This window comes from Streptomyces thermocarboxydus, assembly GCF_024760485.1.
In the GTDB taxonomy this organism is placed as follows: domain Bacteria; phylum Actinomycetota; class Actinomycetes; order Streptomycetales; family Streptomycetaceae; genus Streptomyces; species Streptomyces cellulosae.
Window position 1 is genome coordinate 5,694,476 of record NZ_CP058273.1, and the last position, 23,295, is coordinate 5,717,770.

The following is a 23,295-nucleotide window of genomic DNA, read 5'->3' on the forward strand; positions in this document are numbered from 1 at the left end:
GCGGTACGGCACCGGGGGCGAGGAGCCCGAAAGGGGTGGTGGCCAACGGTTCGGGGTGTCGGCCGGACGAGCGGGGGTGGTCGACGCAAGGGCGGTGCATCTGTTTCCTCCTGGCGCGTGTGGGGACGCGTCGGACACGCATGACGAGGACCGGTCCCGCTGATCACCGGCCCGCGTTGTGACGGACCGTATACGCGGATGCGAAGGCCGCGGGACGGGGTGGCCGAGGTAAAGCGACGGCAAGGCCCGGGGTGCGGCCGCCGGTCACCGGACCTCGCAACACGCGTACCTGACATGGTGGTTCGCACCGGGTGCCTCAGGTCCGCGCAAGGTCAACGATTGGTCAAGAAACACGGTAACCCTGCGTGGCTGTTCGCACCGGCTCATCGGAGGGCCACGCCGCACTCAGCCCGAAAAGAACACGTGGGTTGGCGGGATCGGTTCCGTGGCCGCCGATGGTCCGTTCGGGCATCGAACGCCCGTCCAGAGGGGTGGTGCGCGCGGGTCAGGAGGGGTGGTGGCCCACGGGTCGGACGGCGTCCGCGAGCCGCTTGGCGTCCCTGGCCAGAGCGGTGAGACGGGAGATCGCCCGGAAGTACTTCTTGCGGTAGCCGCCCCTCAGCATCTCCTCGCTGAACAGCTGGTCGAACGGCAGCCCCGACGCGAGCACCGGCACCTCACGGTCGTAGAGCCGGTCCGCGAGGACCACGAGCCGCAGCGCGGTCGACTGGTCCGGCACCGGCCGCACCCCGGTGAGGCACACCGCGCCGATGCCGTCGGTCAGCGCGCCGTAGCGGCTGGGGTGGACCCGGGCGAGGTGGTCGAGCAGGTCGGGGAAGGCGTCCAGCGACGCGCCCTCGGTGGCGTGGGCCACCCGGGTCACCACGTCGTCGGAGTACGGCGGCGGCGCCTCGGGCAGGCCCCGGTGCCGGTAGTCCTCGCCGTCGATCCTGAGCGCGCGGAAGTGCGCCGACAGGCCCTGGATCTCGCGCAGGAAGTCCGCCGCCGCGAAGCGGCCCTCGCCGAGCTTGCCCGGCAGCGTGTTGGAGGTGGCGGCGAGCGCGACGCCCGCCTCGACCAGCTTGCCGAGGAGGGTGGAGACCAGGACGGTGTCGCCCGGGTCGTCCAGCTCGAACTCGTCGATGCACAGCAGCCGGTGCCCGGAGAGCGTCTTCACGGTCTGCTGGAACCCCAGCGCGCCCACGAGGTTGGTCAGCTCGACGAACGTGCCGAACGCCTTGAGCGCCGGCTCGGCCGGGGTGGCGTGCCACAGGGAGGCCAGCAGGTGCGTCTTGCCGACGCCGTAGCCGCCGTCCAGGTAGACGCCGCGCGGCCCGGAGGGGGCCTTCTTCGGGGCCTTGCCGAAGCCGAACAGCCGGCGGCGGCCCGCGTCCCCGCCCGGCTTCCCGTCGAGACCCGCCGCGAAGCCCTCGAGGACGCGCACGGCCTCGGTCTGGCTCGGCTGGTTCGGGTCGGGGATGTACGTGCTGAAGCGGACGGCGTCGAACCGCGGCGGCGGCACCATCTCGGCGACGAGCCGGTCCGCGGGGACGTGCGGCTCGCGGGCGCACAGCGAGAGCGGAGCCACGTCGGCTATCGGACCGGGACGGGAGGCAGCGGAGGACGACACGGTCCCCCATCGTACGGGGCGTGGAAGACTGCCTGACATGCGACGCCTGTTCCCCGTGACCGATGTGACCGACGAGACGGCAGCCGCCGGCGGTGCGGATGCCGGGGAGTGGAGCCTGGCCGAGCTGGCCGCCGCGTACGCCTACCCGGAGCCCGGTCCGGACGGTCCCGCGCCCTGGCTGCGCGGCAACATGGTCTCCACCCTCGACGGCGCCGCCCAGCACGACGGCCGCTCGCAGCCCATCTCCTGCCCCGCCGACATGCGGATCTTCGGGGTGCTGCGGGCCCTCGCGGACGCGGTCGTGGTCGGCGCGGAAACGGTACGGCAGGAGGGCTACCGCCCGGCCCGCGCCCGTGCCGAGTTCGCGGCGGCCCGCGAAGCCGCGGGTCAGGGCCCGGCGCCCGCGATCGCGGTGGTCTCGGCGAGCCTGGACCTGGACTTCTCGCTGCCTCTGTTCACCTCCCCGCTGGTGCCCACCCTGGTCCTCACCGGCGCCGCCGCCGACCCGCAGCGCGTTGCCGCCGCCGAGAGGGCGGGCGCCCGCGTGGTCGTCGCCGGGGAGGGCGCCGGGGTGGACCCCGGCCGGGCCGTGCACGCTCTCGCCGAGCTGGGGCACACCCGCCTGCTGACCGAGGGCGGACCCCGGCTGCTCGGCCAGCTGATCGCCGCCGACGTGCTGGACGAGCTCTGCCTCACCGTCTCCCCGATGCTCACGGCGGGTGACGCTCAGCGCATCGCCGGTGGACCCTCGGTGACATTTCCGCGTCGGTTCACGCTGTCGTCGATGTTGGAAGAGGACGGATTCCTGTTCACGCGCTACCGGCGGGCCTGACCGGCACGGCCGGGCGTGCACCAACCGGAGGGAGGACAGCCGGTCCGACGACGCAGCCGCCGCCGGTCCGGCGATCGGCGGAACCGTCCGCCCGTCCCGTGCGGTGACGGGCGAGACTGAAACCGGCCGTACTCGCGCCCGTACGGGGAAGGATGATCTCCGCGGGGGCCTGGCTCGGCCCACGGAGCAGCGAGGGTCCGCGAGCCCTCCGAGGAGTAGAGGGGCGCCTGGTGTTCACAAGCGTACTGATGATCGAGAAGGCCCTGACGTCCGCCGACGTGGAGTTCGTCACCACCCTGCACGGCGACGAGCCGGTCGCCTTCCACGTCCTGCTCCAGCCACGCGGGGAACAGGCCGACCGGCTGCTGAGAGCCATCGACGACGTCGCGCTCGGCGAGATCGACGAGGCCGTGCGCGAGGCCGAGACCCCCGAGGGCGACGAGGCCCGGAGCATGGGGGAGCGGGCGCTCGAGGTGTCCCTGAAGGCGCTGCGCACCACCGGCGACACCGCCGAGGGCCGCCTCGTCGAGGACCACCCGCTGGACGCGCTGAGGAAGCTCGTCGAAGAGGTGAACGCGGACGAGGTGATCGTCCTGACGGACCCGCACTACGTGGAGGAGTTCTTCCACCGCGACTGGGCCTCCCGGGCCCGCCACAAGGTGGGCGTGCCGGTGCTGAAACTCTTCTCCCACAGCAAGGCATAGGCTGGGGCCGCGCTCTTGCGGCTCGGCACGCGAGGGCGCGAAGACCGTCGTCCCGCTCGTCGCACCACTGGGAGAATCGCATGGCACCCGGCCTTCCTACCGCCATGGACCGACCGCACTTCATCGGCATCGGCGGCGCCGGGATGTCGGGCATCGCCAAGATCCTCGCCCAGCGGGGCGCGAAGGTGGCCGGCAGCGACGCCAAGGACTCGGCGACCGCCCAGGCCCTGCGCGCCCTCGGCGTCACCGTGCACATCGGGCACGCTGCCGCGCACCTCGCCGACGACGCCAGCTGCGTCGTGGTCTCCTCCGCGATCCGCGAGGACAACCCGGAGCTGCGGCGCGCCGCCGAGCTGGGCATCCCCGTGGTGCACCGCTCCGACGCCCTCGCCGCCCTGATGGACGGGCTGCGCCCGATCGCGGTGGCCGGCACCCACGGCAAGACCACCACCACGTCCATGCTGGCGGTCGCCCTCACCGAGCTGGGCCGCGAGCCGTCGTACGCCATCGGCGGCGACCTGGACGCCCCCGGCTCCAACGCGCTGCACGGCGCGGGCGAGATCTTCGTCGCCGAGGCCGACGAGTCCGACCGCAGCTTCCACAAGTACGCGCCCGAGGTCGCGATCATCCTCAACGTGGAGCTGGACCACCACGCGAACTACGCGTCGATGGAGGAGATCCACGAGTCCTTCGAGACGTTCGTCGGCCGCGTCGTCCCCGGCGGCACGCTGGTGATCTCCGCCGACCACGAGGGCGCCCGCGAGCTGACCCGCCGCCTGGACGGCTCCGTGCGGACCGTGACGTACGGCGAGTCCGCGGACGCCGACGTGCGCGTGCTGTCGGTCGTCCCGCAGGGCCTGAAGAGCGAGGTGACCGTCGAGCTGGACGGCGCCCCGCTCACCTTCACCGTGTCGGTGCCGGGCAAGCACTACGCGCACAACGCGGTCGCCGCCCTCGCCGCCGGTGTGGCGCTGGGTGTCCCCGCCGCCGAGCTGGCGCCCGCGCTGGCCGCGTACACCGGCGTCAAGCGCCGCCTCCAGCTCAAGGGCGAGGCGGCCGGCGTCCAGGTCATCGACTCCTACGCGCACCACCCCACCGAGATGACCGCCGACCTGGAGGCGATGCGTTCCGCCGCCGGGGACGCCCGCATCCTCGTGGTCTTCCAGCCCCACCTGTTCTCCCGCACCCGCGAGCTCGGCAAGGAGATGGGCGTGGCCCTGGCCCTCGCCGACGCCTCGCTGGTCCTTGACATCTACCCGGCCCGTGAGGACCCGATCCCCGGCGTCACCAGCGAGCTGATCATCGAGGCGGCCCGCGCGGCCGGCGCGGACGTGACGGCCGTCCACGACGCTGCGGAGGTCCCCGCGGCGGTCGCGGGAATGGCCAAGCCCGGCGATCTGGTTCTCACCATGGGAGCGGGCGACGTCACCGACCTCGGCCCGCGCATCCTGGACCGTCTGTCGAACTAAGGGGCTGGAACCTCATGCCGTACGACGTGGAGAAGCCGGACGAGCAGTGGCGCGCGGAGCTGTCGCCGTCCGAGTACGCGGTTCTGCGCCAGGCGGCGACGGAACCGGCCTTCACCGGTGAGTACACCGACACCAGGACCGAGGGTGTCTACTCCTGCCGTGCCTGCGGCGCGGAGCTGTTCACCTCGGACACGAAGTTCGAGTCGCACTGCGGCTGGCCGTCCTTCTACGACCCGAAGGACACCGACGCCGTCGAGCTGGTCGAGGACCGCTCGCACGGCATGGTGCGCACCGAGGTGCGCTGCGCCCGCTGCGGCTCGCACCTCGGGCACGTCTTCGAGGGCGAGGGCTACCCGACGCCCACGGACCAGCGGTACTGCATCAACAGCATCTCGCTGAAGCTGCGCCCCGCCGGTTCCTGACCCGCAGGAGCCCTGCTCCTCACCACCCGGTCAGCACCAGGTGGTTGAGGAGCAGGGCCAGGGCCGCCTGCCCGGCGAGCCATGCGCGCGGACCGGGCAGGTACGCGCAGACGGGCAGCAGCCACAGGGCGAACGGCAGCCAGATCCGCTCCGTCTCCGCCTTGCTCATCCCGGACAGATCCGCGACCAGCAGCGCCAGCAGCGCGGACCCCACCAGCAGTGCCAGCCGGGGCGCCGGGTCGCGGAGGACGGCCGTACGGCCGGACCTCCCCAGCTCGGCGCCTCCCCGGCGCAGCCCCGCCACCGTCGCGGGGCCCACCATCAGCACCGTGCACGCCAGGTTCGCCCACACCCAGTAGCCGTACGGGCGGACACCGCCCGCGCCTTGGTAGTAGCGGGTCACCAGCAGCCGGTACGCCTCCCACCAGTCGAAGCCGAGCGCCGTGAACACGGCCGGCGCCACCAGGAAACCGGCGGCCACGTACGGCAGCGCCCGCAGCCGCCGCGTGCCCAGCAGCAGGACGGCCGCGGCGGTCACCGCGATCAGGGTGAGCCCGTACGACAGGTACACCGTCAGGCCGAACAGCAGCCCGGAGCCCAGGCCCGTCCAGGCCGGGCTGCGGCCGGTGACGGCGAAGGACAGCAGGGCGAGCGCCCAGGCGGCGACCGCCGTGAACCAGCCGTCGGCGGAGGCGCCCGTCCAAATCGCCGCGGGGACGAGGACGAGGAAGGGCGCGGCCCGGCGTGCGAGGTCCTCGGAGGCAAGCCGCCGCACCGTGACGAGGACGGCGACGGCCGCCGTGCTGCCGGCGGTGATGACGAACGCTCCGGCCCACGCCCCGCCGCCCAGCCCGATCCGGTCCAGCAGCACGAAGGTGAGCGTGGCGCCCGGCGGGTGTCCGGCCACGTGCGCCGGCCAGTTGTCGGGGGCGCCGAGGAGAATGTGCGCGTGGAAGTCCCGCAGGGTCGCCGGGATGTCCTGGAAGCGGCCGATCACCTGGAGGTACTCGTGCCGGGTGGTCAGCCGTCCGGCGACGCCCCGCTGCCAGCCGTCGGCCAGGGCCAGCGACCACGTCCAGGCGAGCGCCCCGCCCCACACGGTGAGCAGCAGCGGCCGCCACGGCAGCCGCGCCGCGACCGACGGCCCGCACGCCACGACCGCGACGGCGACCACGAGCGCGGCCGGGGTGCCCGGGCCGGCGTGCGGCATCCACTCGCCCACGAGGGGCGGCCATCCGACGCGGAGGACGCCGTAGCGGTTCTGCAGGTGTGTGCCGATCAGGGCGGCGGCCAGGACCAGCAGCGCGGCGGCGGCCACGGCGCAGGCGTCGGCCGCCGTGCCGCCGGGGCGGACACGCGGGCCGTGGAGGTCCGTGCGGTCAGGAGTGCGCTTCACGACGTCACACGCTAGGCCGCCCGGCCTGCGGCAAGCGGCTGACGAGCGGCGACGTCAGCGTTTCGTCACCGGTTGCGGACCCCTTCCGGGTGCCGCGCCGACCTACCGTCGGCACATGGCACGGTCCTCCCTCCCCGGCCGCCTCCCGCGCGGCCCCTTCTCGCCGGGCTTCTGGCGCAGCCCGCTGCGCGGCACCTGGTTCACCTCGGTGCTCGGCGTGGTGCTGCTCGCCGGCATCACGACCCTGTTCGTGACGGGTCTGGTGTCGTACGCGGCGTACAACCCGGATCTGTCGCCGGTGAACGACCGCACGCCCGACAAGGGCGTCCTCGGCTTCTACCTGTTCTCCTGGCCCACCGACCCGCCCTGGCTCTACCGGCTCACCCAGGGCGTCCACGTCACCCTCGGCCTGGGGCTCGTACCGGTGCTGCTGGCCAAGCTGTGGTCGGTCGTGCCGAAACTCTTCACCCTGCCGCCGGCCCGCTCCGTCACCCACGCCCTGGAGCGGATCTCGCTGATCCTGCTGGTCGGCGGCGCGCTGTTCCAGTTCGTCACCGGCATCCTCAACATCCAGCTGGACTACATCTTCCCGGGCTCGTTCTACCCGCTGCACTTCTACGGCGCGTGGGTCTTCTTCGGGGCGTTCCTCGCGCACGTGGTGCTCAAGGCGCCCGCCGCCTTCCGGAACCTGCGGCGCATGCGGCGCGGTGAGGTCGAGGAGCCGGACCCGGAACTGACCGCTGCGCGGCCCGACCCGCCGACCGTGACCCGGCGCGGGGCGCTCGGATTGGTCGGCGGGGCCTCCCTGCTGCTCGTCGCCACCTCCGCCGGACGCAGCATCGACGGGCCCTTGCGCCATACCGCCGTCCTCACCCCGCACGGCGGCCCCGATCCGGGCCACGGCCCCGGTGCGTTCCAGGTCAACAAGACGGCCGAGTACGCCGGGATCCGCCCCGACGACACCACCGAGGAGGCGTGGCGGCTGACCGTCACCGGCCGCACCGGCACCGTACGGCTGACCAGGGCCGACCTGCTGGCGATGGAGCAGCACGACGCCGCCCTGCCCATCGCCTGCGTCGAGGGCTGGTCCACCTCCGACCAGGCCTGGCGGGGCGTACGGCTGCGGGACCTCGCCGCGCTGGCGGGACACGACGAAGCGGCCGACGTGTACGTGGAGTCGCTGCAATTGCACGGCACCTGGCGGCACGCCGCCCTGAGCGCCGGTCAGGTCGCCGACGGACGCTCCCTGCTGGCCCTGGCCGTCAACGGCGCCGACCTGACCCCGGACCACGGCCACCCGGCCCGCGTCATCGTCCCCGCCGCGCCCGGCGTGCTCAACACCAAATGGGTCACGCGGCTGACCTTCGGCGAGCTGTGAGGAGAGGACTCGTGGCCAGAAGGACGCCCCGGCCCCCGGTGGGCAGCCCCTTCCATCTGCTGGTGCTGCTGTGCTCGTTCGCCCTCTGCGCGTACGCGGGCGTGCGGTTGCTCGACGGCGACCGGCTGATGATCACCGTGTGGTTCGTGGGCGCGGCGCTCGTTCACGACCTGGTGCTGCTGCCGCTGTACGCGGCCGCCGACCGCGCCCTGATCACCGTTACGGCCGGCCGCACGGCCTGGGTGAACCACGTCCGCGTTCCGGCCGCCCTGTCCGGGCTGCTGCTCCTGGTGTGGTTCCCGCTGATCTCCGGCCGGGTGTCGGAGCGGTACCAGGCCGTCACCGGCCTCTCCGCCGACGGCTTCGCGGCCCGCTGGCTGCTGATCACGGCGGCGCTGTTCGGCGGGTCGGCGGTGCTGTTCGCGATGCGGACGGGCCGCCGCCGGCCGGCACCCAAGGAGTAGGGCCTGTCCGGCGGACCACCGGGGCGCGGGGCCTGGCACGCCCCCCACTGCCCCGCGGCCCCACGGTCGCCGAGCCTGACGGCCCGTCCGCTGCTGCGGCTGATCCGCCGCCGTGCCCGGGTCCCGCACGACTGCGACTCTCACCTGAACACGGTCGGCCTGCAGTTCGACAGGCAGCCGGCACAGGAACCGGCCGGCTGACCGCCCCGGTGCGGGCCGGTTCACTCCGGCGGGCGGCGCAGCCGCAGTGAGCGCAACACCAGCTGCATTTCGAACTGCGCCGTCGGATCGCGCAGTTGGTCGCCGAAGACCTCCTCCAGCTGGCGCAGCCGGTACCGGACGGTCTGCGGATGCACGGCGAGCCGCTGGGCGACCTCGCTGGCGTTGCGGGCGCAGCTCAGCCAGCACAGCAGGGTCTCGGCGAGCCGCTCACGCTGGGGAGGGCGCACGGCGTCCAGCGGCCCCAGGTACTGCCGGGCGAGCGCGTCGACGAGATCCTCGTCGCGGAACAGCAGCAGGGTCGCCAGATGGTCGTCGCAGCGGACCAGCCCGGTGCCGGGCAGGACGCCGCGCCGTGCGAGGTCGAGCGCGTCGAGGGCCCAGCGCAGCGAACGGGCGCCGGAGTCGAGGGCGACGGTGGGCCCGAGCGCCGCGTTCAGGCCGCGTAACGCCGCCGCGACGGCCCGCTCCCGGCCCGGGCCCTGGGGATCGGGCACGATGATGACGCCCGGCTGCCCGTCGAACCGGGCGAGGAACTCCGTCGGCACGATGGGGCGCACGGGCCCCTCGGGCAGGTCGGCGACGGCGACGGCGATCTCCCGGGGCAGCGGCCACTGCGCGGTCCGGGCGAGGTCGGCGACCGCCTCCGGGGAGACCGCCGGGTCGGCCGTCAGCAGGTCGATCAACCTGCCCCGCCGCTGCTGCAGTTCACCGGCGGCGTGCAGCCGGGCCTCGGTGTACCCGGAGGTGGTCGCGGCGGCCATCTCGTCGAGGTGCAGGAACACGGTCTCGCCCAGCGCGATGAGCACGTCCGGCGGCAGCCGGTGGACCTCGAAGAGTTCGCACACCCGGCGCCAGGTCACCCGGGCGCCGATCCGCAGCGCCGCCTGGAACGAGTCGAGACTGCGCCCCTCGTCGGCCTCCCCCTTCCCGATCCGCCGGTACGTGGCCCTGACGTCCTCCGCGTCGCTCCCGGTGCCCGACAGCCGGGCGAGGAAGCCTTCCAGGGCCTGCGCCACACCCCGGTTGATGACGTGTGTGTACGTCTCGTCCGCGGGGCGGGCGTACTCGGGGATCTCGACGCCGATGGTCCGGACGACCTCCTCGGTGATCTCGTCGAGGAACGGGCGCAAGTGGTCCAGGAGTTCGGTCGGCAGGGCGGTGAGCGGCGCGTCACCGCGGGAAGGTCCGGTCCTGGTGCGGGCTCCGTCGGCCATGGCGCTCCCTCGGTGTGGGGGACATCAGGGGCCCGCGCACCGTACCGCCCGGTCGGTGCGCGGACTTGTCGGCGGCGGGCGGGATCCGGCCGCGGGGTATGTCATCGAAGTGACAACGAGACCGATTGTCCTGTGCGTACGGACACAAGTGGCCACAGGGTGTGATGGGTCACCATCCCGCACATGACGGATCTGTTCGAGCGACGGCCTCCCGAGGAACCCGGACTGGACTTCTACGCCTCCGGCGTGCCCTGGCACCTCCCCGTGCCCCGGGACACGCTGCCTGACCTGCTCGACGCCGCCGCCCACCGGTACGGCGCCCGTACGGCCCTGGCCTCGCGGGGGAACCGGACAGGCTTCCGCGCCCTGCGGCGGGCGGCCGCGCGGATCGCCCCGGCGCTCTCCCGGCTCGGACTGCGGCGCAGCGACCACCTGGCGCTGCTGCTGCCCGACTGCCCTGAGGCCGTCGTGCTCTGCCACGCCGCGTGGCGGCTCGGCGCGGTCGTCGTACCGGGCCGCCCCTCCGACAGCCGGCAGGTCCTGGCCCGCGCCGTGGTGGCCGCCGTACCGCGGGAGCGGCTCGGGGAGATCGCCGCGAGCGGGGACCACGGGTTCCTGCGCGCCGTCGTGACCGTGGAGACGAAGCCGCCCCGCACCCGTCGGCGGGACGCCCGGCCGCGGACCGCGGACGTGCCCCGCGAGGAGCCGTCCGCCGGGCCGGCCCGGACCGTCGCGGCGCTCCGGCCGGCCCCGCACACGCGGCACATCCCCGCCCAACGGTCCGGCTCCGGCGGGCCGTACCGCGCGACCGCCGCCCCAGACGCCCGTCCGGCCCGCGGGCCCGTGGACGTCGTGGCCTACCGGGACCTGGAGCGGCGGCCGCCCGACCGGCCGGGCGGGCTCCTCGACTGGGACTGGTCCGGCGGAGCGGACCCCGACGACGTCGCCGTCCTCGTGCACCGGCGCGACGGCACACGGGTCCTCCTGCGCCACCGCAACCTCGTGGCGGCGGCGCACCAGGTCGTCGCCTGGCAGGCCGCCCCGGCGCCACGCAGGCCACGGCTGCTGTCGCTGGTGCCGCTGTCGGACACCCGGGGGATCGTCCTGGTGACGGCGGCACTCCTGGCCGGGGCACGGACCGTGCTGGTGCCAGGCGGCGGCCCGTTCGCCGCGCTGAAGGCGGCCCGCCGGCACGCGCCCACCGTCCTGGTGGCGTCCCCCGCGGACCTGCGCCGCCTCCTGGAACGTCCCGCCCACGAACGGGAGGCCCTGGCCACCGTGCGCACCGTCGTCACGGCCCCGCTGGACGCCTCCACCGGCGAGCGGTTACGGGCGGCGCTGGACGCCCGCGTCGTCGAGGCGTACGGTCCCGCGGCCGCAGCCGGAGTCGCCCTGGCCAACCCGCCGACCGCGGACGCCCGTCCGGGCACCGCCGGACTGACGGTGCCGCGCACCCGGGCGAGGATCGCCGTCGAGGGCTTCCCCGACGTGGACGTGCTGCCCGGCCACGCCGGCGAACTCCTGCTGCGCGGACCGCAGATCGGTGACCACCCCGGGCGCCCGGCGGGCGGCTGGCTGCGCACCGGGCTCCTCGCCGTACGCGGCCCCGACGGCTTCGTCACGCTGCTCCGCGGCGGTGGCGGCCGGGACGCCGCAGCGCCACCGCACTGACCACCGCGCCGAGCAGGACGCAGCCGGCGGCCAGCCGCAGTCCCGTGTCGTAGCCGTCGAGGAACGCGGTCTGCGGGGCCACCCCGTCCGCCAGCGCGTCCCGTTCGGTGCGGGTGAGCACGATGCCGACCAGGACCACGCCGAACACCCCGCTGATCTCCCGTGCCGCGCTCACCAGGCCCGACGCCATGCCGGTGCGGGTGGCGGGGACGCCGGCGATCGACCGCACGGTGAGCGGCGTGGTCAGGGCCGAACCGACGCCGACGAGCAGCAGCCCCGGCTGCAGATCCGCGTAGGAGGCGTCCGCGCCGGTTCCGGCCACCAGCAGCAGCCCCCCGGCGACCAGGGCCAGCCCCGCCGCGATGGAACGGTGGGCGCCGAGGATCCGGGCGGCGCGTTCGGCGAACGGCGTGCACACCAGCAGGGCGCCGGCCAGCGGCAGGAACACCGCTCCCGCCTCCACCGGGGAGAAGCCGAGGACCTGTTGCAGGTAGAGGGCGGTGAAGAAGAACACGCCGTTGACGCCGACGCCCCACAGCACCTGCGCCGCGACACCGCCGACGAGGATCCGGTCACGGAGCATCCGCAGGTCCACCAGGGGCAGGAAGGCACGCGCCTCCACCAGCAGGAACGCGGCGCCGGTCAGGGCCGACAGCCACAGGAACAGCGGGACGGGGGGCGTGGAGAAGGTGTGCTCGCCGCCCTTCACCAGCGCGTAGGTGAGCAGGAACAGAGCCACGGCGGACAGGAGGACGCCCGGCACGTCCAGCAGTGAGGCGGACCACCGGCCCGTGCCGCGCCGGCCGGCCGACGGGACCGCCGGCACCAGCAGCAGGGCCAGCACCCCGAAGGGCACGTTGAGCAGGAAGATCCAGGTCCAGCCCCAGCGTTCGGTGACGAACCCGCCGATGACCGGTCCGAGCGCCAGGGCCAGCGCCAGGGACGCCGTCCACAGCCCGATGGCGGTGGCGCGGCGCCGGGCCGGCAGGTCCCTGGCGACGACCGCCAGGGACGCGGGCACGATCAGTGCGGCCCCGGCGCCCTGCACGGCACGGGCCGCCATCAGCGCCGTACCGCTGTCCGCCAGGGCGGCGGCGGACGAGGACACGGTGAACACCACGACGCCGACGGCCATGACGGCGCGCCGCCCGGCGAGGTCGGCGACCCGCCCGCCCGCGAGGAGCAGCGTCCCGAACGACAGGACGTAGCTCGCCGCGACCCACTCCAGGTCCGCGACGTCCAGCCCCAACTCCTCCTGGACGGTGGGCAGCGCCACGTTGACGACCGTGTTGTCCAGCGTGGTCAGAAACCCGGTCAGGGCCATCAGGACCAGTACCGCCGACAGCCTTCCACGATGCATGACCTCGCCCTTCCCGCCGGATGCGTCCCACGGATTGTGCGGGGGCGCGCGTCCCGGGCACTGCTGTGCGAGCCGTTGATTGGCGGGGCGGGAGTTGTCACCGCGCTGACAGTCGCTGTTGGACGGTCTGTCAACGGCCCGTCTTCTGCGACCACCGCACCGGAGCGGAACCTGAGGCCTCAGCCGAACCGCCCGTCAACACAGTGGAGTCGAGATGACCGACACCTCCGAACCCGCGCCGCTGCTGACCGACCGGCTCCGGCACTGGGCGGCGCACAGCGCCCACCGGCCCGCCGTCACGTACGTCGCCTTCCCCGCACCGGACTCGGCCGGTGTGCACCGCACGCTGAGCTGGCAGGGCCTCGACGCGCGGGCCCGCGCGGTCGCCGGGCGGCTGCACGGCACGGTGCGCCCGGGTGACCGGGTGGCGCTGCTGCTGCCGCAGGGCCTCGACTACACGGCGGCCTTCCTCGGCTGCCTGTACGCGGGAGTCATCGCCGTCCCCCTGTTCACGCCCGACCTCGCGGGCCACGGGGGCCGGCTGGCCGCCGTGCTCGACGACTGCGAACCGGCCCATGTGCTCACCGACGGGCCGTCGCGGGAGCAGGTGGAGCGGATGACCGGCGGGCGCCTGCCCGTGACGACCGTGGACGCGCTGCCGCAGGGCCCGCCGGCCACGGAACTGCCCCGCCCCGCCCCCGACGACGTCGCCTACCTGCAGTACACCTCGGGCTCCACCCGCAGCCCGGCCGGAGTGATGGTGACCCACGCCAACGTCGTCGCCAACGCCCGGCAGGCCGTCACCGCCTTCGACGCCGCCCCCGGACGCACCACCACCGTCGGCTGGCTGCCGCTCTTCCACGACATGGGCCTGGTGCTGAGCGTCGCCGCCCCCGTCCACGCCGGGTTCGCCTCCGTCCTCCTCGACCCGGTGGCGTTCCTGGAACGCCCGGTGCGCTGGCTGCGCCTGCTCGGCAGGTACCCGGGCGCGGTCAGCGCCGCGCCCAACTTCGCGTACGACTACTGCGTCACGCGCGTCGGCGCCGACGAGGCGGCCGAGCTGCGGCTCGACCGGGTGGCGGCGCTGCTCAACGGCAGTGAGCCGGTGCGGCCCGCCACCCTGGAGCGGTTCCTCGACGCGTTCGGCCCGGCCGGTCTCGCCGCCGAGGCCCTGTGCCCCGCCTACGGGCTCGCCGAGGCCACCGTGTTCGTCACCGCCGACCGCCGCGACGAGCCGCCGCTGACCGTGGAGTGCGACCCCGGGGCCCTGGCGGAGGGCCGCGTGGAGGTACGGCCCGGCGGCACGGCACGGCTCACCACGTGCGGCCGGCCGGTCGGCCAGGAGGTGCGCGTCGCCGACCCGGAGTCGAACGCCGTGCTGGACGAGGGGCGGGTCGGCGAGATCCAGGTGCGCGGGCCGAACGTGGGCGCCGGCTACTGGAAACAGTCCGAACGCAGCGCCGAGACGTTCCGCGACGGCTGGCTGCACACGGGCGACCTGGGCGCGCTGCACGACGGGAGGCTGCTGGTGACCGGGCGGCTGAAGGACCTCATCGTCGTCGACGGCCGCAACCACTACCCCCAGGACGTCGAGGAGACCGTGCAGTCGGCGCTGGACGTGGTGCGCCGGGACCGGCTCGCCGCCTTCACCGTCCCGCGCGAGGAGGACGGCCCGGAGGACCTCGTGGTGGTGGCCGAGGTCCGGCGGGGCACGGCGACCGACGGCGCGCAAGCCCGCGAGCGGCTGGCCAGGGCCCGGGCCGCGGTCGCGGCGCGGCACGGACTGCGGCTGGCGGAGCTGGTGCTGGTCGAGGCGGGCACGGTGCCGCGCACCTCCAGCGGCAAGGTGGCCAGGGCCGCCTGCCGGGAACGCCTGATCTCCGGCGCGCTGCGGGCGGAGGCGCTGTGAGCGCCACGGCGCGGCTCGTACGGGAGGTGCTGGTCGCGCGCCTCGGCGAGTGGTACGGCGTGCGTCCCGAGGACGTGACCGACGACCGGCCCCTCGCCGAGCACGGACTCACCTCACGGGACGCGGTCGCCCTCACCGCGCTCCTCGGCCGGGCCGTGGGACGCCAACTCCCCGCGACCCTGCTGTGGGAGACACCGACCCCGGCGGCGCTGGTCGCGGCGCTCACCGCACAGGAGGACCGGCCCCCGGCCGGCGTACCCTCCGCCGGAGCGGCGACGACCTCTTCCCCCGCCGCCGGGGCCCCGGTCGCCGTGGTCGGGGTCGGCTGCCGCTTCCCGGGCGGAGCCGACTCCCCGGCCGCGTACTGGCGGTTGCTCACCGACGGCCGGGACGCCGTCGGCACGGTGCCCGGGGGACGCTGGGAGCGGTTCGTGCCGGACGGTTCCGTCCTGCCCGCCGACCTCGGCCGGCACGGCGGCTTCCTGGACGGCGTCGAGGAGTTCGACGCCGAGTTCTTCGGCATCGCCGCCGACGAGGCCGTGGCCCTCGACCCGCAGCAGCGGATGCTGCTCGAAGTGACCCGCGAGGCCCTCGACCACGCGGCGATCCCCGCGCCCTCGCTCGCCGGCACCCGCACCGGGGTGTTCGTCGGGATCAGCGGCACCGAGTACGCCCATCTCACCGCCGGACGGCCGGAGTCGGTGACCCCGTGGACGGCGGCCGGCGCCTCCCTCGGCGTGGCCGCGGGCCGCGTCTCCTACGCGCTGGACCTGCGGGGCCCGAGCCTGGCCGTCGACACGGCCTGCTCGTCGTCCCTGGTCGCCGTGGACCACGCGGTGCGCGCCCTGGCCGACGGCACCTGTGACGCGGCGCTCGCCGCCGGCGTCAACGTCCTGCTCTCGCCGACCGTGACGCTCGGACTCCAGCGGGCGGGCGCGCTGTCCGCCGACGGGCGGTGCAAGGCGTTCGACGCGGCGGCCGACGGCATGGTCCGCGGTGAGGGATGCGGTGTCGTCGTCCTCAAGCGCCTCGCCGACGCCGAACGGGCCGGCGACCGCGTCCTCGCCGTGATCACCGCCACCGAGGTGAACTCCGACGGCCGTTCGAACGGCCTGACCGCCCCCAACGCCGCCGCGCAGCGCGCCCTGCTGGCCCACGCCCACGGCCCCGACGGCCGGCGGCTGGACTACGTCGAGGCGCACGGCACCGGCACCCCGCTCGGCGACCCCGTCGAGGCCGGGGCGCTGGGCGCGGTCCTCGGACAGGGCCGCCCCGCCGAACAGCCCCTGCTGCTCGGCTCGGTGAAGACGAACATCGGCCACCTGGAGGCGGCGGCGGGCATCGCCGGACTCATCAAGACCGTCCTCGCCCTCCACCACGACGAACTCCCCGGCCAGCTGCACTTCGCCGAACCCAACCCGCACATCGACCTGGACGCCCTGCGCCTGCGCGTTCTCACCGCCCCCGAACCGTGGCCCCGCTACTCCGGGACGGCCACCGCGGGGGTGTCGTCCTTCGGCTTCAGCGGGACGAACGCGCACGTGGTGCTCCGGGAACACCGTCCACGTGGACGCGGGAGCGCGGGCGACCGCCCCGCAGCCGTCGCCGGCGCCCCCGGCCTCCGCCGTGCTGTTCCCGCACCCGAAGCCGGCGACCCCGCGCGCGGATCCGTCGCGGGCGCCCGGGAACCCCGCGGTCCCGTAGGCGCGGAGGAGCGTCGCGGCCCTGGGACCGGCGGCCCGACGGAAACGGCCGGCGGCCCCGTTCACCGGCCTGGTGCCGTTCCCGCACCCGAAGCCGGCGACCCCGCGCGCGGATCCGTCGCGGGCGCCCGGACCCCGCGGTCCCGTAGGCGCGGAGGAGCGTCGCGGCCCTGGACCGGCGGCCGACGGAACGGGCCGGCGCCCTTCACCGGCCAGGATTCGGCCTCCCCTGGCCGGCGGCGGCGGCCGGGACCGTCGGCCCGCCCTGGTGCTGCTCGACGCTCCCACCGACGGCCGCCTGCGGGCCCCGCCGGTGAGCTGGCGCGGTGGCTCGACTCGCCCGCGGCCGCGGCGCAGGGCCGGCCGATGTCGGCCGGACCCTGGCCGGCCGCACCGGCCGCGGCCGGAAGCGCGCCGCCGTCGTCGCCCGCGACCGGGACACCCTCTCCACCGCCCTGCACCGTCTCGCCATGGGCGACCCGGACACGCACCTCGTCACCGCCGACCGTGCCCCCATCGCCCCCGACGACCCGGGCCCGGTGTGGGTCTTCTCCGGATACGGCTCCCAGTGGCCCGGAATGGGGCGTGAACTGCTCGCGGCGGAACCGGCGTTCGCCGCCGCCGTCGAGCGGCTCGAACCGGTGCTGCGCGAGCAGGCGGGCGTCTCTCTGCTCGGCGCGACGGAACCCGACGCCGACCTCACCTCCCTCACCGCCGTCATGCCGGCCCTCTTCGGCCTCCAGGTCGCCCTCGCCGAACTCTGGCGCTCCTACGGCGCCGAACCCTCGGCGGTGATCGGCCACTCGCTGGGCGAGATCGCGGCGGCGGTCACGGCAGGCGCCCTGGACGCGCCGACCGGGGCACGGATCGTGGCCTTCCGGTCCCGGCTCCTGACCACCGTGCGTGGCGGCACCATGGCCGTCGTCGACCTGCCCCCGCCGGACCTCGGCCGGATGACGGAGGACCTGCCGACCCTGCACGTCGCGGTGTACGCGTCGCCGGAGCAGTGCGTCGTCACCGGTTCGGCGCAGGAGGTCGGCGCGCTGGTCGCCCGGGTCACCGCCGAGGGCGGCTTCGCCAGGACCATGCCGGTGCCGGTGGCGGGACACTCGCCGGACGTCGACCCCCTGCTGGACGCGTTCGCCTGGGAACTGGGCGCCGTCCCGTACGGCGACCCCGTATGCCGGCGCTACTCCACGGTGCTGGACGACCCCCTCGACGAGGCCCCCTACGACACCGCCTACTGGCTGGCCAACCTGCGCCGCCCGGTCCGCTTCGAGCAGGCGGTGCGCGCGGCCGCGCGGGACGGACACCGCGTGTTCGTGGAGGTCGCCCCGCACCCCACCCAGGCCCACCCGCTGGCCCGCACCCTGGAGGCCGCCGGGGCGGACGAGGCGCTGGTCGTCCCGACGCTGCGGCGCGGCACCGACGACGCGACGTCCTTCCGTACCGCTCTCGCCACGCTCCTGGTGCACGGCGCCCGCGTCCCCTCGGCACGGGAGACGCTGCATCCGGACGGGCGGATCACGGACGTGCCCCCGCCCCGCTGGCAGCACCGCCGGTACTGGGCGGGCGAGGTCGTGCTGCCGCTGCCCGCACCGGAGTCCCGTCCCGCCGCGGCCACCCGGCTGGACCGGCTGCGTATGCTCGTCGCCCGCGTCATGGGCTTCGCCCCGGACCGGCTCGACCCGGACGTCCCGCTCACCGACCTGGGCCTCGACTCGCTCACGGCGGTCCGCATCAGGACCGCCGTGCTGGGGGAGTTCGGCTCGGCGCCGGAACTCGGTGTGCTGCTGCGCCAGGGCACCTTGCGCGGCGTGGCAGGCCTGCTCGACGACGCGCCCGCCCCGTCACCCGCGCCGCCCCTCGCACACCCCGGGGAACCCGTGCACGGCACGCCCGGAGTCCTGCGCTCGTTCCCCGGAACCGGACCGCACGCGCCCCTGTTCCTGGCGCACGCCGCCGGCGGCTCCTCCGACGTGTACGGCCACCTGGCCGCGCGCCTGGACGGACACCGGCCGGTGTACGGATTCGACCGGCTGGAACACCCGGACGACGTGCCCGCCCGGGCCGCCGAGTTCGCCCGCCGGATCCGGCAGATCAGGCCCGAGGGCCCCTGGACCCTCGGCGGCTGGTCGTACGGCGGAGTCGTCGCCCAGGAGACGGCCCGGCTGCTGAGCCGGGCGGGCGAAGTCACGGCACTGGTCCTCGTCGACTCGATCCTCCCCCTGCCGGCCCCGCCCGTCGCCACCCCGGCGGAGGAGGCACGGCGCCGCTTCGCCGGCTTCGCCGCGTACGTGCACACCGTGTACGGGGTCGAACTGGAGCTGCCCTACGTCGAGTTGGGGGCGATGGACGACACCGCGCAGGTCGATCTCGTGCTCGCGCTGCTGGAGAAGGCCGTCGACCTGCCGCCCGCCGTCCTAGCCCACCAGCGCTCCTCCTACCTGGACCTGCGCAGCGCGGAACGGCACAGCCCCGGCCCGTACCCGGGCCGCACCCTCCTCTACCGGGCGACGCGACCCGCGCCGCACACCGTCCGCGACGCCCGCTACGAACGCACCGACGCCACGCTCGGCTGGGACGCCCACTGCCCCGACCTGACCGTGACCGATCTGCCCGCCCACCACCTGGCGCTGCTGGACCCGCCGGCCGTGGACACCCTCGCCGCGGACCTGGCCCGCGCCCTCGACCCCTCCGGCCTCCCGCCGACGACCGCCCCGATGGAGCCCTGATGCGACGCACCCGCCGGCACCGCAGATCCCTCCGCACCCGCCTCGCCGCACTCACCGCCACCGCCGCGCTGCTCGCGACGGGCGGTGCGCTCGTGGCGTCCACCGCACAGGGCACGACGACGTCCGCCGGGGAGCGGACGGCCTCGGCCGCCGAGGTGGTCGGACGCCACTGGCTCGACGAGCGGACCGTCGATCTGACCGTCCGCTCCCCGGCCGTGGGCGCGGACGTCCCCGTACGGGTGCTGCTCCCGGACTCGTACGCCGGGGCGCCCGACCGTGAGCGGCCGGTGCTCTACCTGCTGCACGGCGCGCACGACGACCACACCTCGTGGACGCGGGAGACGGACGTCGAGGAGTTCCTGGCCGACAAGGAGGTCATCACCGTCATGCCGTCGGCGGGACCCACCGGCATCCCCACCGACTGGTGGAACTTCGGCCGCCGCGGGGCCGACTACGAGACCTTCCAGCTCGACGAGGTCACGGGGCTGCTGCGCGAGGAGTTCCACGCGGGGCCGGCCAGGGCCGTCGCCGGGGTGTCGACCGGCGGCTACGGCGCCCTGGCGATCGCGGCCCGCAGACCCGGTACGTTCGCGGCTGCCGCCTCCTACAGCGGCATCCTGGACACGACCGCGACCGGCATGCGCACCGTCGTCGGCGCGATCGTCGCCCGGGAGGGACAACTGCCGGCCGCCCTGTGGGGCAGCGCCGTCCTGCAGCAGGCCAACTGGTCGGCCCACAACCCCTACCGGCTCGCGGACCGGCTGCGGGGCACCCACCTGTACGTCTCGCAGGGCAGCGGCCTGCCCAGCGACGACTTCGGCAACCTCGAAGGCGCCGTGCTGGAGGGCACGTTGTGGTCGCAGGCACGGAAGTTCGTCGACCGGCTCGACGACCTCGGCGTACCGGTGCGGTCGCATCTGTACCGGGGCGGCACACACGCGTGGACCGCGTGGCGGGCCGAGTTCGAGACCTCCTGGCCCACCCTCGCCACGGGCCTGGGCCTTGACCCGGCCCGGTGACGGGGGACCGCCCCAAAGGGGGGCGGCCGCTCACGGGGCCCGTGACCCCGACCGCCCGAAAGCCTGGCGCGCCCGGCAACTCGGCGCGCGCGGTCGTTCCGAGGGCCGGACTGCGGAAGGCCGGGCAGTGCGCTGGACTTCCGGCGTCGGCGGTCGGGGCCCGGCGCCGGATGCTGGACGTTCCGGCTTCCGGGCCGCAGGGCCGGGCGGCCCTCGTCACCCGCGAGGGTCCGTCGGTGTGGCGGCCGGTGTTCGGGCCGGGGCCCGGAGGGCGACGAAGGCGCGGCCGTCCGTGGACCACCGGTCCTCCGCGCGCCACCCGCACGCCCGCGCGCGGCGCATCAGCGCCGGGGTGCCGAGGCGGGCCCAGGGGAAGGGGGCTCCGGGGGTGTCGCAGGGGCCGGTGACCCGGACGGTGACGCGTTCGTCGACGTCCGGGCACGGGACCGTCTCGGCGAGCAGCAGCCCGCCCGCCGTCAGCACCCGCGCCATCCGGTGCAGCAGCGCGGCCGGGTCACCGCCGATACCGATGTTGCCGTCCATCAGCAGCGCCGTGTCCCAGCGCCCGGTGCCGGGCAGCGGGTCGAACACCGAGGCCCGCAGCGCCCGTCCGCCACGCCGGACCGTGTGCGCCACCGCGGCCTCGCTCACGTCGATGCCGAGCGCCCGGCGCCCCCGCGCGGCGAGGGCGGCCACCAGCCGGCCGGGTCCGCAGCCCACGTCCAGCACCGCGCCCTCGCAGCGCCCCAGCACGTCGAGATCGGCCGGATCGGGCTCCGCGCACCAGCGTTCCACGTCCAGCGGCAGCAGCCAGCCGTCCGTGCGGCGCAGGAACAGCGGGCCCCGGCCGGCGCGCAGCGCGTCGGCGTACGGGTCGGCCGACCAGGCGGGGTCGGCGGTCGGGAGGGGACGGCCGGGGGCGCGCTGGGAGCCGAGGCGGGGCGTGGCCGTCGCGCGTGCCCCGCTCACGGCGGGCCGCCGTCAGCCGGGCCAGCCGTGCGGCGAACCGTCCGTCAGGCGCCGCGTCCGCCACGGCCACCGCGTCCTCGGCCGTGTCCACGTCCCGCAGCAGCGGCAGGTCGCGTACCCGCAGCCCGTCCAGCCGCCGCCGTTGCGCGGCCCCCGTGTACGGCGTCGACATGGGCACCCCCCGCAGCAGCTCCGGGTCCGGGTCGGCCAGGCCCAGAGCCCAGAAGCCGCCGTCCGCGGCCGGCCCGAACCAGGCGTCGCAGTCGGCGAAGTCCACCGTCAGCAGCTCCGGCGTCACCTGCGGGGTGTCCATGCCGATGAGCAGGGCGGGCCCGTCGCAGCCGGCGAACGCGGCGGCCAGCCGCTCGTCGAGACCGCCCGCGCACTGCGGCACGACCTCCACACCGGCCGGCAGCCACGGCCCCGGCTCCCCGTCCAGCACCAGCACCCGCCGCCGCGCGGGGGTGCGCGCCACCGCGTCGAGGGTGTCCGCGAGCGAGGCCTCCGCGAGCGCCGCCGCCTCCTCCGACGTGAACGGCGGGGTCAGCCTGGTCTTCACCCGGCCCGGCCGCGGCTCCTTCGCGATGACCAGCAGTGCCACCTCCGGCGCCGTCACCGCGTCATCCCCTCGCGCGCCGGCGGCTCCTGTTCGCGCGCGGGCGGCCCCTGGAGCACCCGGCTCATGTCCCGTACGGCCTGGAAGGTGCCGCGCCAGGTGCCGGTCACCTTGGAGGCGCCGGTGCGCGGGGTGTACGGCACGTCGTGCTCGGTGATCCGCCAGCCGGCGTCGGCGGCGCGCACCACCATCTCCAGCGGGTAGCCGCTGCGCCGGTCGGTCAGGTCCAGCGCGAGCAACTCCTCGCGCCGGGCCGCCCGCAGCGGGCCCAGGTCGCGCAGCCGCAGCCCGGTGCGGCGGCGCAGCAGCAGGGAGAGGGCCGCGTTCCCGGCGCGGGCGTGCGGCGGCCAGGCGCCCCGCCCTTGCGGACGGCGCCGGCCCAGCACCAGGTCGGCGGCGCCCGCACGGAGCTCGTCGACGAACGGCACCAGGTCCGACGGGTCCAGCGAGGCGTCGCAGTCGCAGAAGCAGACGACCTCGGCCGTGGCCGCGGTCAGTCCGGCGTGGCAGGCGGCGCCGAAGCCGCGCTGCGTCTCGCGTACGACCGTGGCGCCGAGTTCGCGGGCGATGCGGTCGGAGCCGTCCGTGGAGCCGTTGTCGACGACGAGCGCCCGCCAGCCGGGCGGGATGCGGCGCAGCACCCAGGGCAGCGCGGCGGCCTCGTCGAGACAGGGGAGGACGACGTCCACGGAGGCCGTTGGGCCACTCGGTGGTGGTTCGGGGGAGATGGTCACGGCTCTCACCCTACGAACGCGAAACGGGCGTACCGGGCATCGGCTCCTTACGAAACTCGGACGTCCGCGTCCGCCCCGGACGGTTCGCGCGCGCGGGGTGCGAGGCTGGACGGCATGGAGCAAGCACCCACCGGCGGCGGGGCCGGAGCCCGGGTCCTCGTCGTCGACGACGACCCCACCGTCGCCGAGATCGTCACGGGCTACCTCGACCGCGCCGGGTACGTCGTCGACCGGGCCGGCGACGGCCCCGACGCCCTCGCCCGCGCCGCCGCCCACCGGCCCGACCTGATCGTCCTCGACCTCATGCTGCCCGGCATGGACGGCCTCGAGGTGTGCCGCAGGATGCGCGGGCAGGGTCCGGTGCCGGTCATCATGCTCACGGCGCGCGGCGACGAGGACGACCGGATCCTGGGCCTGGAGGTCGGGGCCGACGACTACGTCACCAAGCCCTTCAGCCCGCGGGAGCTGGTGCTGCGGGTGGGGTCGGTGCTGCGGCGGGCGCGGCCGGTGGCGGACGCGTCCGCCCGTTCCGATGTGCTGGGGGCAGCGGGGCTCGTCGTTGATCCCGGGGCTCGGAAGGCCGTCAGGCACGGCGTCGAACTTGCTCTGACCGTCAGGGAGTTCGACCTGCTGTCGTTCTTCCTCGCGCACCCCGGGCGCGCGTTCACGCGGGAGGAGCTGATGCGGGTTGTGTGGGGGTGGGACTTCGGTGACCTGTCCACCGTGACCGTCCATGTACGGCGGCTGCGCGGCAAGGTCGAGGACGACCCGGCGCGGCCCCGACTCATCCGCACCGTCTGGGGCGTCGGTTACCGCTTCGACCCCGCGACGACCGAGGAGGACTGAGG

17 protein-coding genes and 2 pseudogenes are annotated in these 23,295 nt (G+C 75.2%); 12 read left to right on the forward strand and 7 right to left on the reverse strand.

From position 1 onward, the window contains the following. Positions 1–505 precede the first annotated feature (505 nt). Positions 506–1,669 (reverse strand): cell division protein ZapE, encoded by a 1,164-nt coding sequence (gene zapE, locus AY578_RS26105; RefSeq protein ID WP_052183400.1) that lies wholly within the window; start codon positions 1,667–1,669, stop codon positions 506–508. On the opposite strand from zapE, the gene AY578_RS26110 reads away from it, so the two are divergent. From AY578_RS26110 to msrB, 4 genes are all read left to right on the forward strand, one after another. Further along, complete coding sequence (locus tag AY578_RS26110; RefSeq protein WP_028961618.1) at positions 1,668–2,462, forward strand: pyrimidine reductase family protein; 795 nt, start codon at positions 1,668–1,670, stop codon at positions 2,460–2,462. The two genes, zapE and AY578_RS26110, sit on opposite strands and share 2 nt — an antisense overlap. Before the next feature lie 230 nt (positions 2,463–2,692). Next, positions 2,693–3,166: a hypothetical protein gene (locus AY578_RS26115; protein WP_026243616.1), complete on the forward strand. Its 474-nt coding sequence runs from the start codon at positions 2,693–2,695 to the stop codon at positions 3,164–3,166. An 80-nt stretch (positions 3,167–3,246) separates the two neighbouring features. Continuing rightward, positions 3,247–4,635 carry a UDP-N-acetylmuramate--L-alanine ligase gene (gene murC / locus AY578_RS26120; RefSeq protein ID WP_028961617.1) on the forward strand — a complete coding sequence of 463 codons (1,389 nt, stop codon included), beginning with the start codon at positions 3,247–3,249 and terminating at the stop codon, positions 4,633–4,635. A 14-nt stretch (positions 4,636–4,649) separates the two neighbouring features. Continuing rightward, on the forward strand, positions 4,650–5,057 hold the full coding sequence (gene msrB, locus AY578_RS26125; protein WP_019523432.1) for a peptide-methionine (R)-S-oxide reductase MsrB: 408 nt from the start codon (positions 4,650–4,652) through the stop codon (positions 5,055–5,057). Positions 5,058–5,076: 19 nt separating this feature from the next. On the opposite strand, the gene AY578_RS26130 is transcribed toward msrB, so the two are convergent. Further along, positions 5,077–6,453, reverse strand: a complete 1,377-nt coding sequence (locus tag AY578_RS26130) for a hypothetical protein (RefSeq protein WP_258905725.1) — start codon at positions 6,451–6,453, stop codon at positions 5,077–5,079. Between the two features lie 115 nt (positions 6,454–6,568). On the opposite strand from AY578_RS26130, the gene AY578_RS26135 reads away from it, so the two are divergent. Both AY578_RS26135 and AY578_RS26140 read left to right on the forward strand, forming a co-directional pair. Then, positions 6,569–7,831, forward strand: coding sequence for a molybdopterin-dependent oxidoreductase (locus AY578_RS26135; protein ID WP_136238078.1), 1,263 nt, complete (start codon positions 6,569–6,571; stop codon positions 7,829–7,831). After that, entirely contained in the window at positions 7,798–8,295 is a 498-nt protein-coding gene (locus tag AY578_RS26140; protein ID WP_240801017.1) for a hypothetical protein, read from the forward strand. Before AY578_RS26135 ends, AY578_RS26140 begins: the two co-directional genes overlap by 34 nt. A gap of 221 nt (positions 8,296–8,516) precedes the next feature. Here the strand turns inward: AY578_RS26140 and AY578_RS26145 are convergent, their stop codons facing one another. Then, positions 8,517–9,731 (reverse strand): PucR family transcriptional regulator, encoded by a 1,215-nt coding sequence (locus AY578_RS26145; protein ID WP_019523428.1) that lies wholly within the window; start codon positions 9,729–9,731, stop codon positions 8,517–8,519. Positions 9,732–9,914: 183 nt separating this feature from the next. Here AY578_RS26145 and AY578_RS26150 point away from each other — a divergent pair, with 183 nt between their 5' ends. After that, positions 9,915–11,402: an AMP-binding protein gene (locus AY578_RS26150; RefSeq protein WP_258905729.1), complete on the forward strand. Its 1,488-nt coding sequence runs from the start codon at positions 9,915–9,917 to the stop codon at positions 11,400–11,402. Here the strand turns inward: AY578_RS26150 and AY578_RS26155 are convergent. Further along, the gene (locus tag AY578_RS26155) at positions 11,350–12,762 is read right to left on the reverse strand and encodes an MFS transporter (protein WP_161107151.1); all 1,413 of its coding nucleotides are present in this window, start codon (positions 12,760–12,762) and stop codon (positions 11,350–11,352) included. The genes AY578_RS26150 and AY578_RS26155 overlap by 53 nt on opposite strands. A gap of 214 nt (positions 12,763–12,976) precedes the next feature. Between AY578_RS26155 and AY578_RS26160 the strand changes: the two genes are divergently transcribed. The 4 genes and pseudogenes from AY578_RS26160 to AY578_RS26175 all read left to right on the forward strand — a co-directional run bounded on the left by AY578_RS26160 (position 12,977) and on the right by AY578_RS26175 (position 20,128). Then, positions 12,977–14,671, forward strand: a complete 1,695-nt coding sequence (locus AY578_RS26160) for a fatty acyl-AMP ligase (protein ID WP_215188222.1) — start codon at positions 12,977–12,979, stop codon at positions 14,669–14,671. A 26-nt stretch (positions 14,672–14,697) separates the two neighbouring features. Then, positions 14,698–16,230: pseudogene (locus tag AY578_RS26165) on the forward strand (beta-ketoacyl synthase N-terminal-like domain-containing protein); the annotation flags it as partial. A gap of 722 nt (positions 16,231–16,952) precedes the next feature. Then, the gene (locus AY578_RS26170; RefSeq protein ID WP_258905730.1) at positions 16,953–19,109 is read left to right on the forward strand and encodes an acyltransferase domain-containing protein; all 2,157 of its coding nucleotides are present in this window, start codon (positions 16,953–16,955) and stop codon (positions 19,107–19,109) included. Then, positions 19,109–20,128 (forward strand): alpha/beta hydrolase, encoded by a 1,020-nt coding sequence (locus tag AY578_RS26175; protein WP_161107154.1) that lies wholly within the window; start codon positions 19,109–19,111, stop codon positions 20,126–20,128. The genes AY578_RS26170 and AY578_RS26175 overlap by 1 nt, the downstream gene beginning before the upstream one ends. Positions 20,129–20,344: 216 nt before the next feature. Here the strand turns inward: AY578_RS26175 and AY578_RS26180 are convergent, their stop codons facing one another. From AY578_RS26180 to AY578_RS26190, 3 genes and pseudogenes are all read right to left on the reverse strand, one after another. Further along, positions 20,345–21,097: a methyltransferase domain-containing protein gene (locus AY578_RS26180; RefSeq protein ID WP_161107155.1), complete on the reverse strand. Its 753-nt coding sequence runs from the start codon at positions 21,095–21,097 to the stop codon at positions 20,345–20,347. Between the two features lies 1 nt (position 21,098). Further along, a pseudogene (locus AY578_RS26185) lies at positions 21,099–21,713 on the reverse strand (TIGR04282 family arsenosugar biosynthesis glycosyltransferase); the annotation flags it as partial. Then, the gene (locus AY578_RS26190) at positions 21,710–22,456 is read right to left on the reverse strand and encodes a glycosyltransferase family 2 protein (protein ID WP_215189448.1); all 747 of its coding nucleotides are present in this window, start codon (positions 22,454–22,456) and stop codon (positions 21,710–21,712) included. The pseudogene AY578_RS26185 and the gene AY578_RS26190, both read right to left, overlap by 4 nt. Positions 22,457–22,561: 105 nt before the next feature. Between AY578_RS26190 and AY578_RS26195 the strand changes: the two genes are divergently transcribed. Beyond that, the gene (locus tag AY578_RS26195; RefSeq protein WP_215189446.1) at positions 22,562–23,293 is read left to right on the forward strand and encodes a response regulator transcription factor; all 732 of its coding nucleotides are present in this window, start codon (positions 22,562–22,564) and stop codon (positions 23,291–23,293) included. The last annotated feature ends 2 nt before the right edge of the window (positions 23,294–23,295 follow it).

Bases quoted from the DNA above. Each gene is read 5' to 3' on its own strand.
- AY578_RS26110 (WP_028961618.1), top strand. From the start codon at position 1,668: ATGCGACGCCTGTTCCCCGTGACCGATGTGACCGACGAGACGGCAGCC.
- zapE (WP_052183400.1), bottom strand. From the start codon at position 1,669: ATGTCAGGCAGTCTTCCACGCCCCGTACGATGGGGGACCGTGTCGTCC.
- murC (WP_028961617.1), top strand. From the start codon at position 3,247: ATGGCACCCGGCCTTCCTACCGCCATGGACCGACCGCACTTCATCGGC.
- msrB (WP_019523432.1), top strand. From the start codon at position 4,650: ATGCCGTACGACGTGGAGAAGCCGGACGAGCAGTGGCGCGCGGAGCTG.
- AY578_RS26135 (WP_136238078.1), top strand. From the start codon at position 6,569: ATGGCACGGTCCTCCCTCCCCGGCCGCCTCCCGCGCGGCCCCTTCTCG.
- AY578_RS26140 (WP_240801017.1), top strand. From the start codon at position 7,798: ATGGGTCACGCGGCTGACCTTCGGCGAGCTGTGAGGAGAGGACTCGTG.
- AY578_RS26145 (WP_019523428.1), bottom strand. From the start codon at position 9,731: ATGGCCGACGGAGCCCGCACCAGGACCGGACCTTCCCGCGGTGACGCG.
- AY578_RS26150 (WP_258905729.1), top strand. From the start codon at position 9,915: ATGACGGATCTGTTCGAGCGACGGCCTCCCGAGGAACCCGGACTGGAC.
- AY578_RS26155 (WP_161107151.1), bottom strand. From the start codon at position 12,762: ATGCATCGTGGAAGGCTGTCGGCGGTACTGGTCCTGATGGCCCTGACC.
- AY578_RS26160 (WP_215188222.1), top strand. From the start codon at position 12,977: ATGACCGACACCTCCGAACCCGCGCCGCTGCTGACCGACCGGCTCCGG.
- AY578_RS26170 (WP_258905730.1), top strand. From the start codon at position 16,953: ATGGGGCGTGAACTGCTCGCGGCGGAACCGGCGTTCGCCGCCGCCGTC.
- AY578_RS26175 (WP_161107154.1), top strand. From the start codon at position 19,109: ATGCGACGCACCCGCCGGCACCGCAGATCCCTCCGCACCCGCCTCGCC.
- AY578_RS26195 (WP_215189446.1), top strand. From the start codon at position 22,562: ATGGAGCAAGCACCCACCGGCGGCGGGGCCGGAGCCCGGGTCCTCGTC.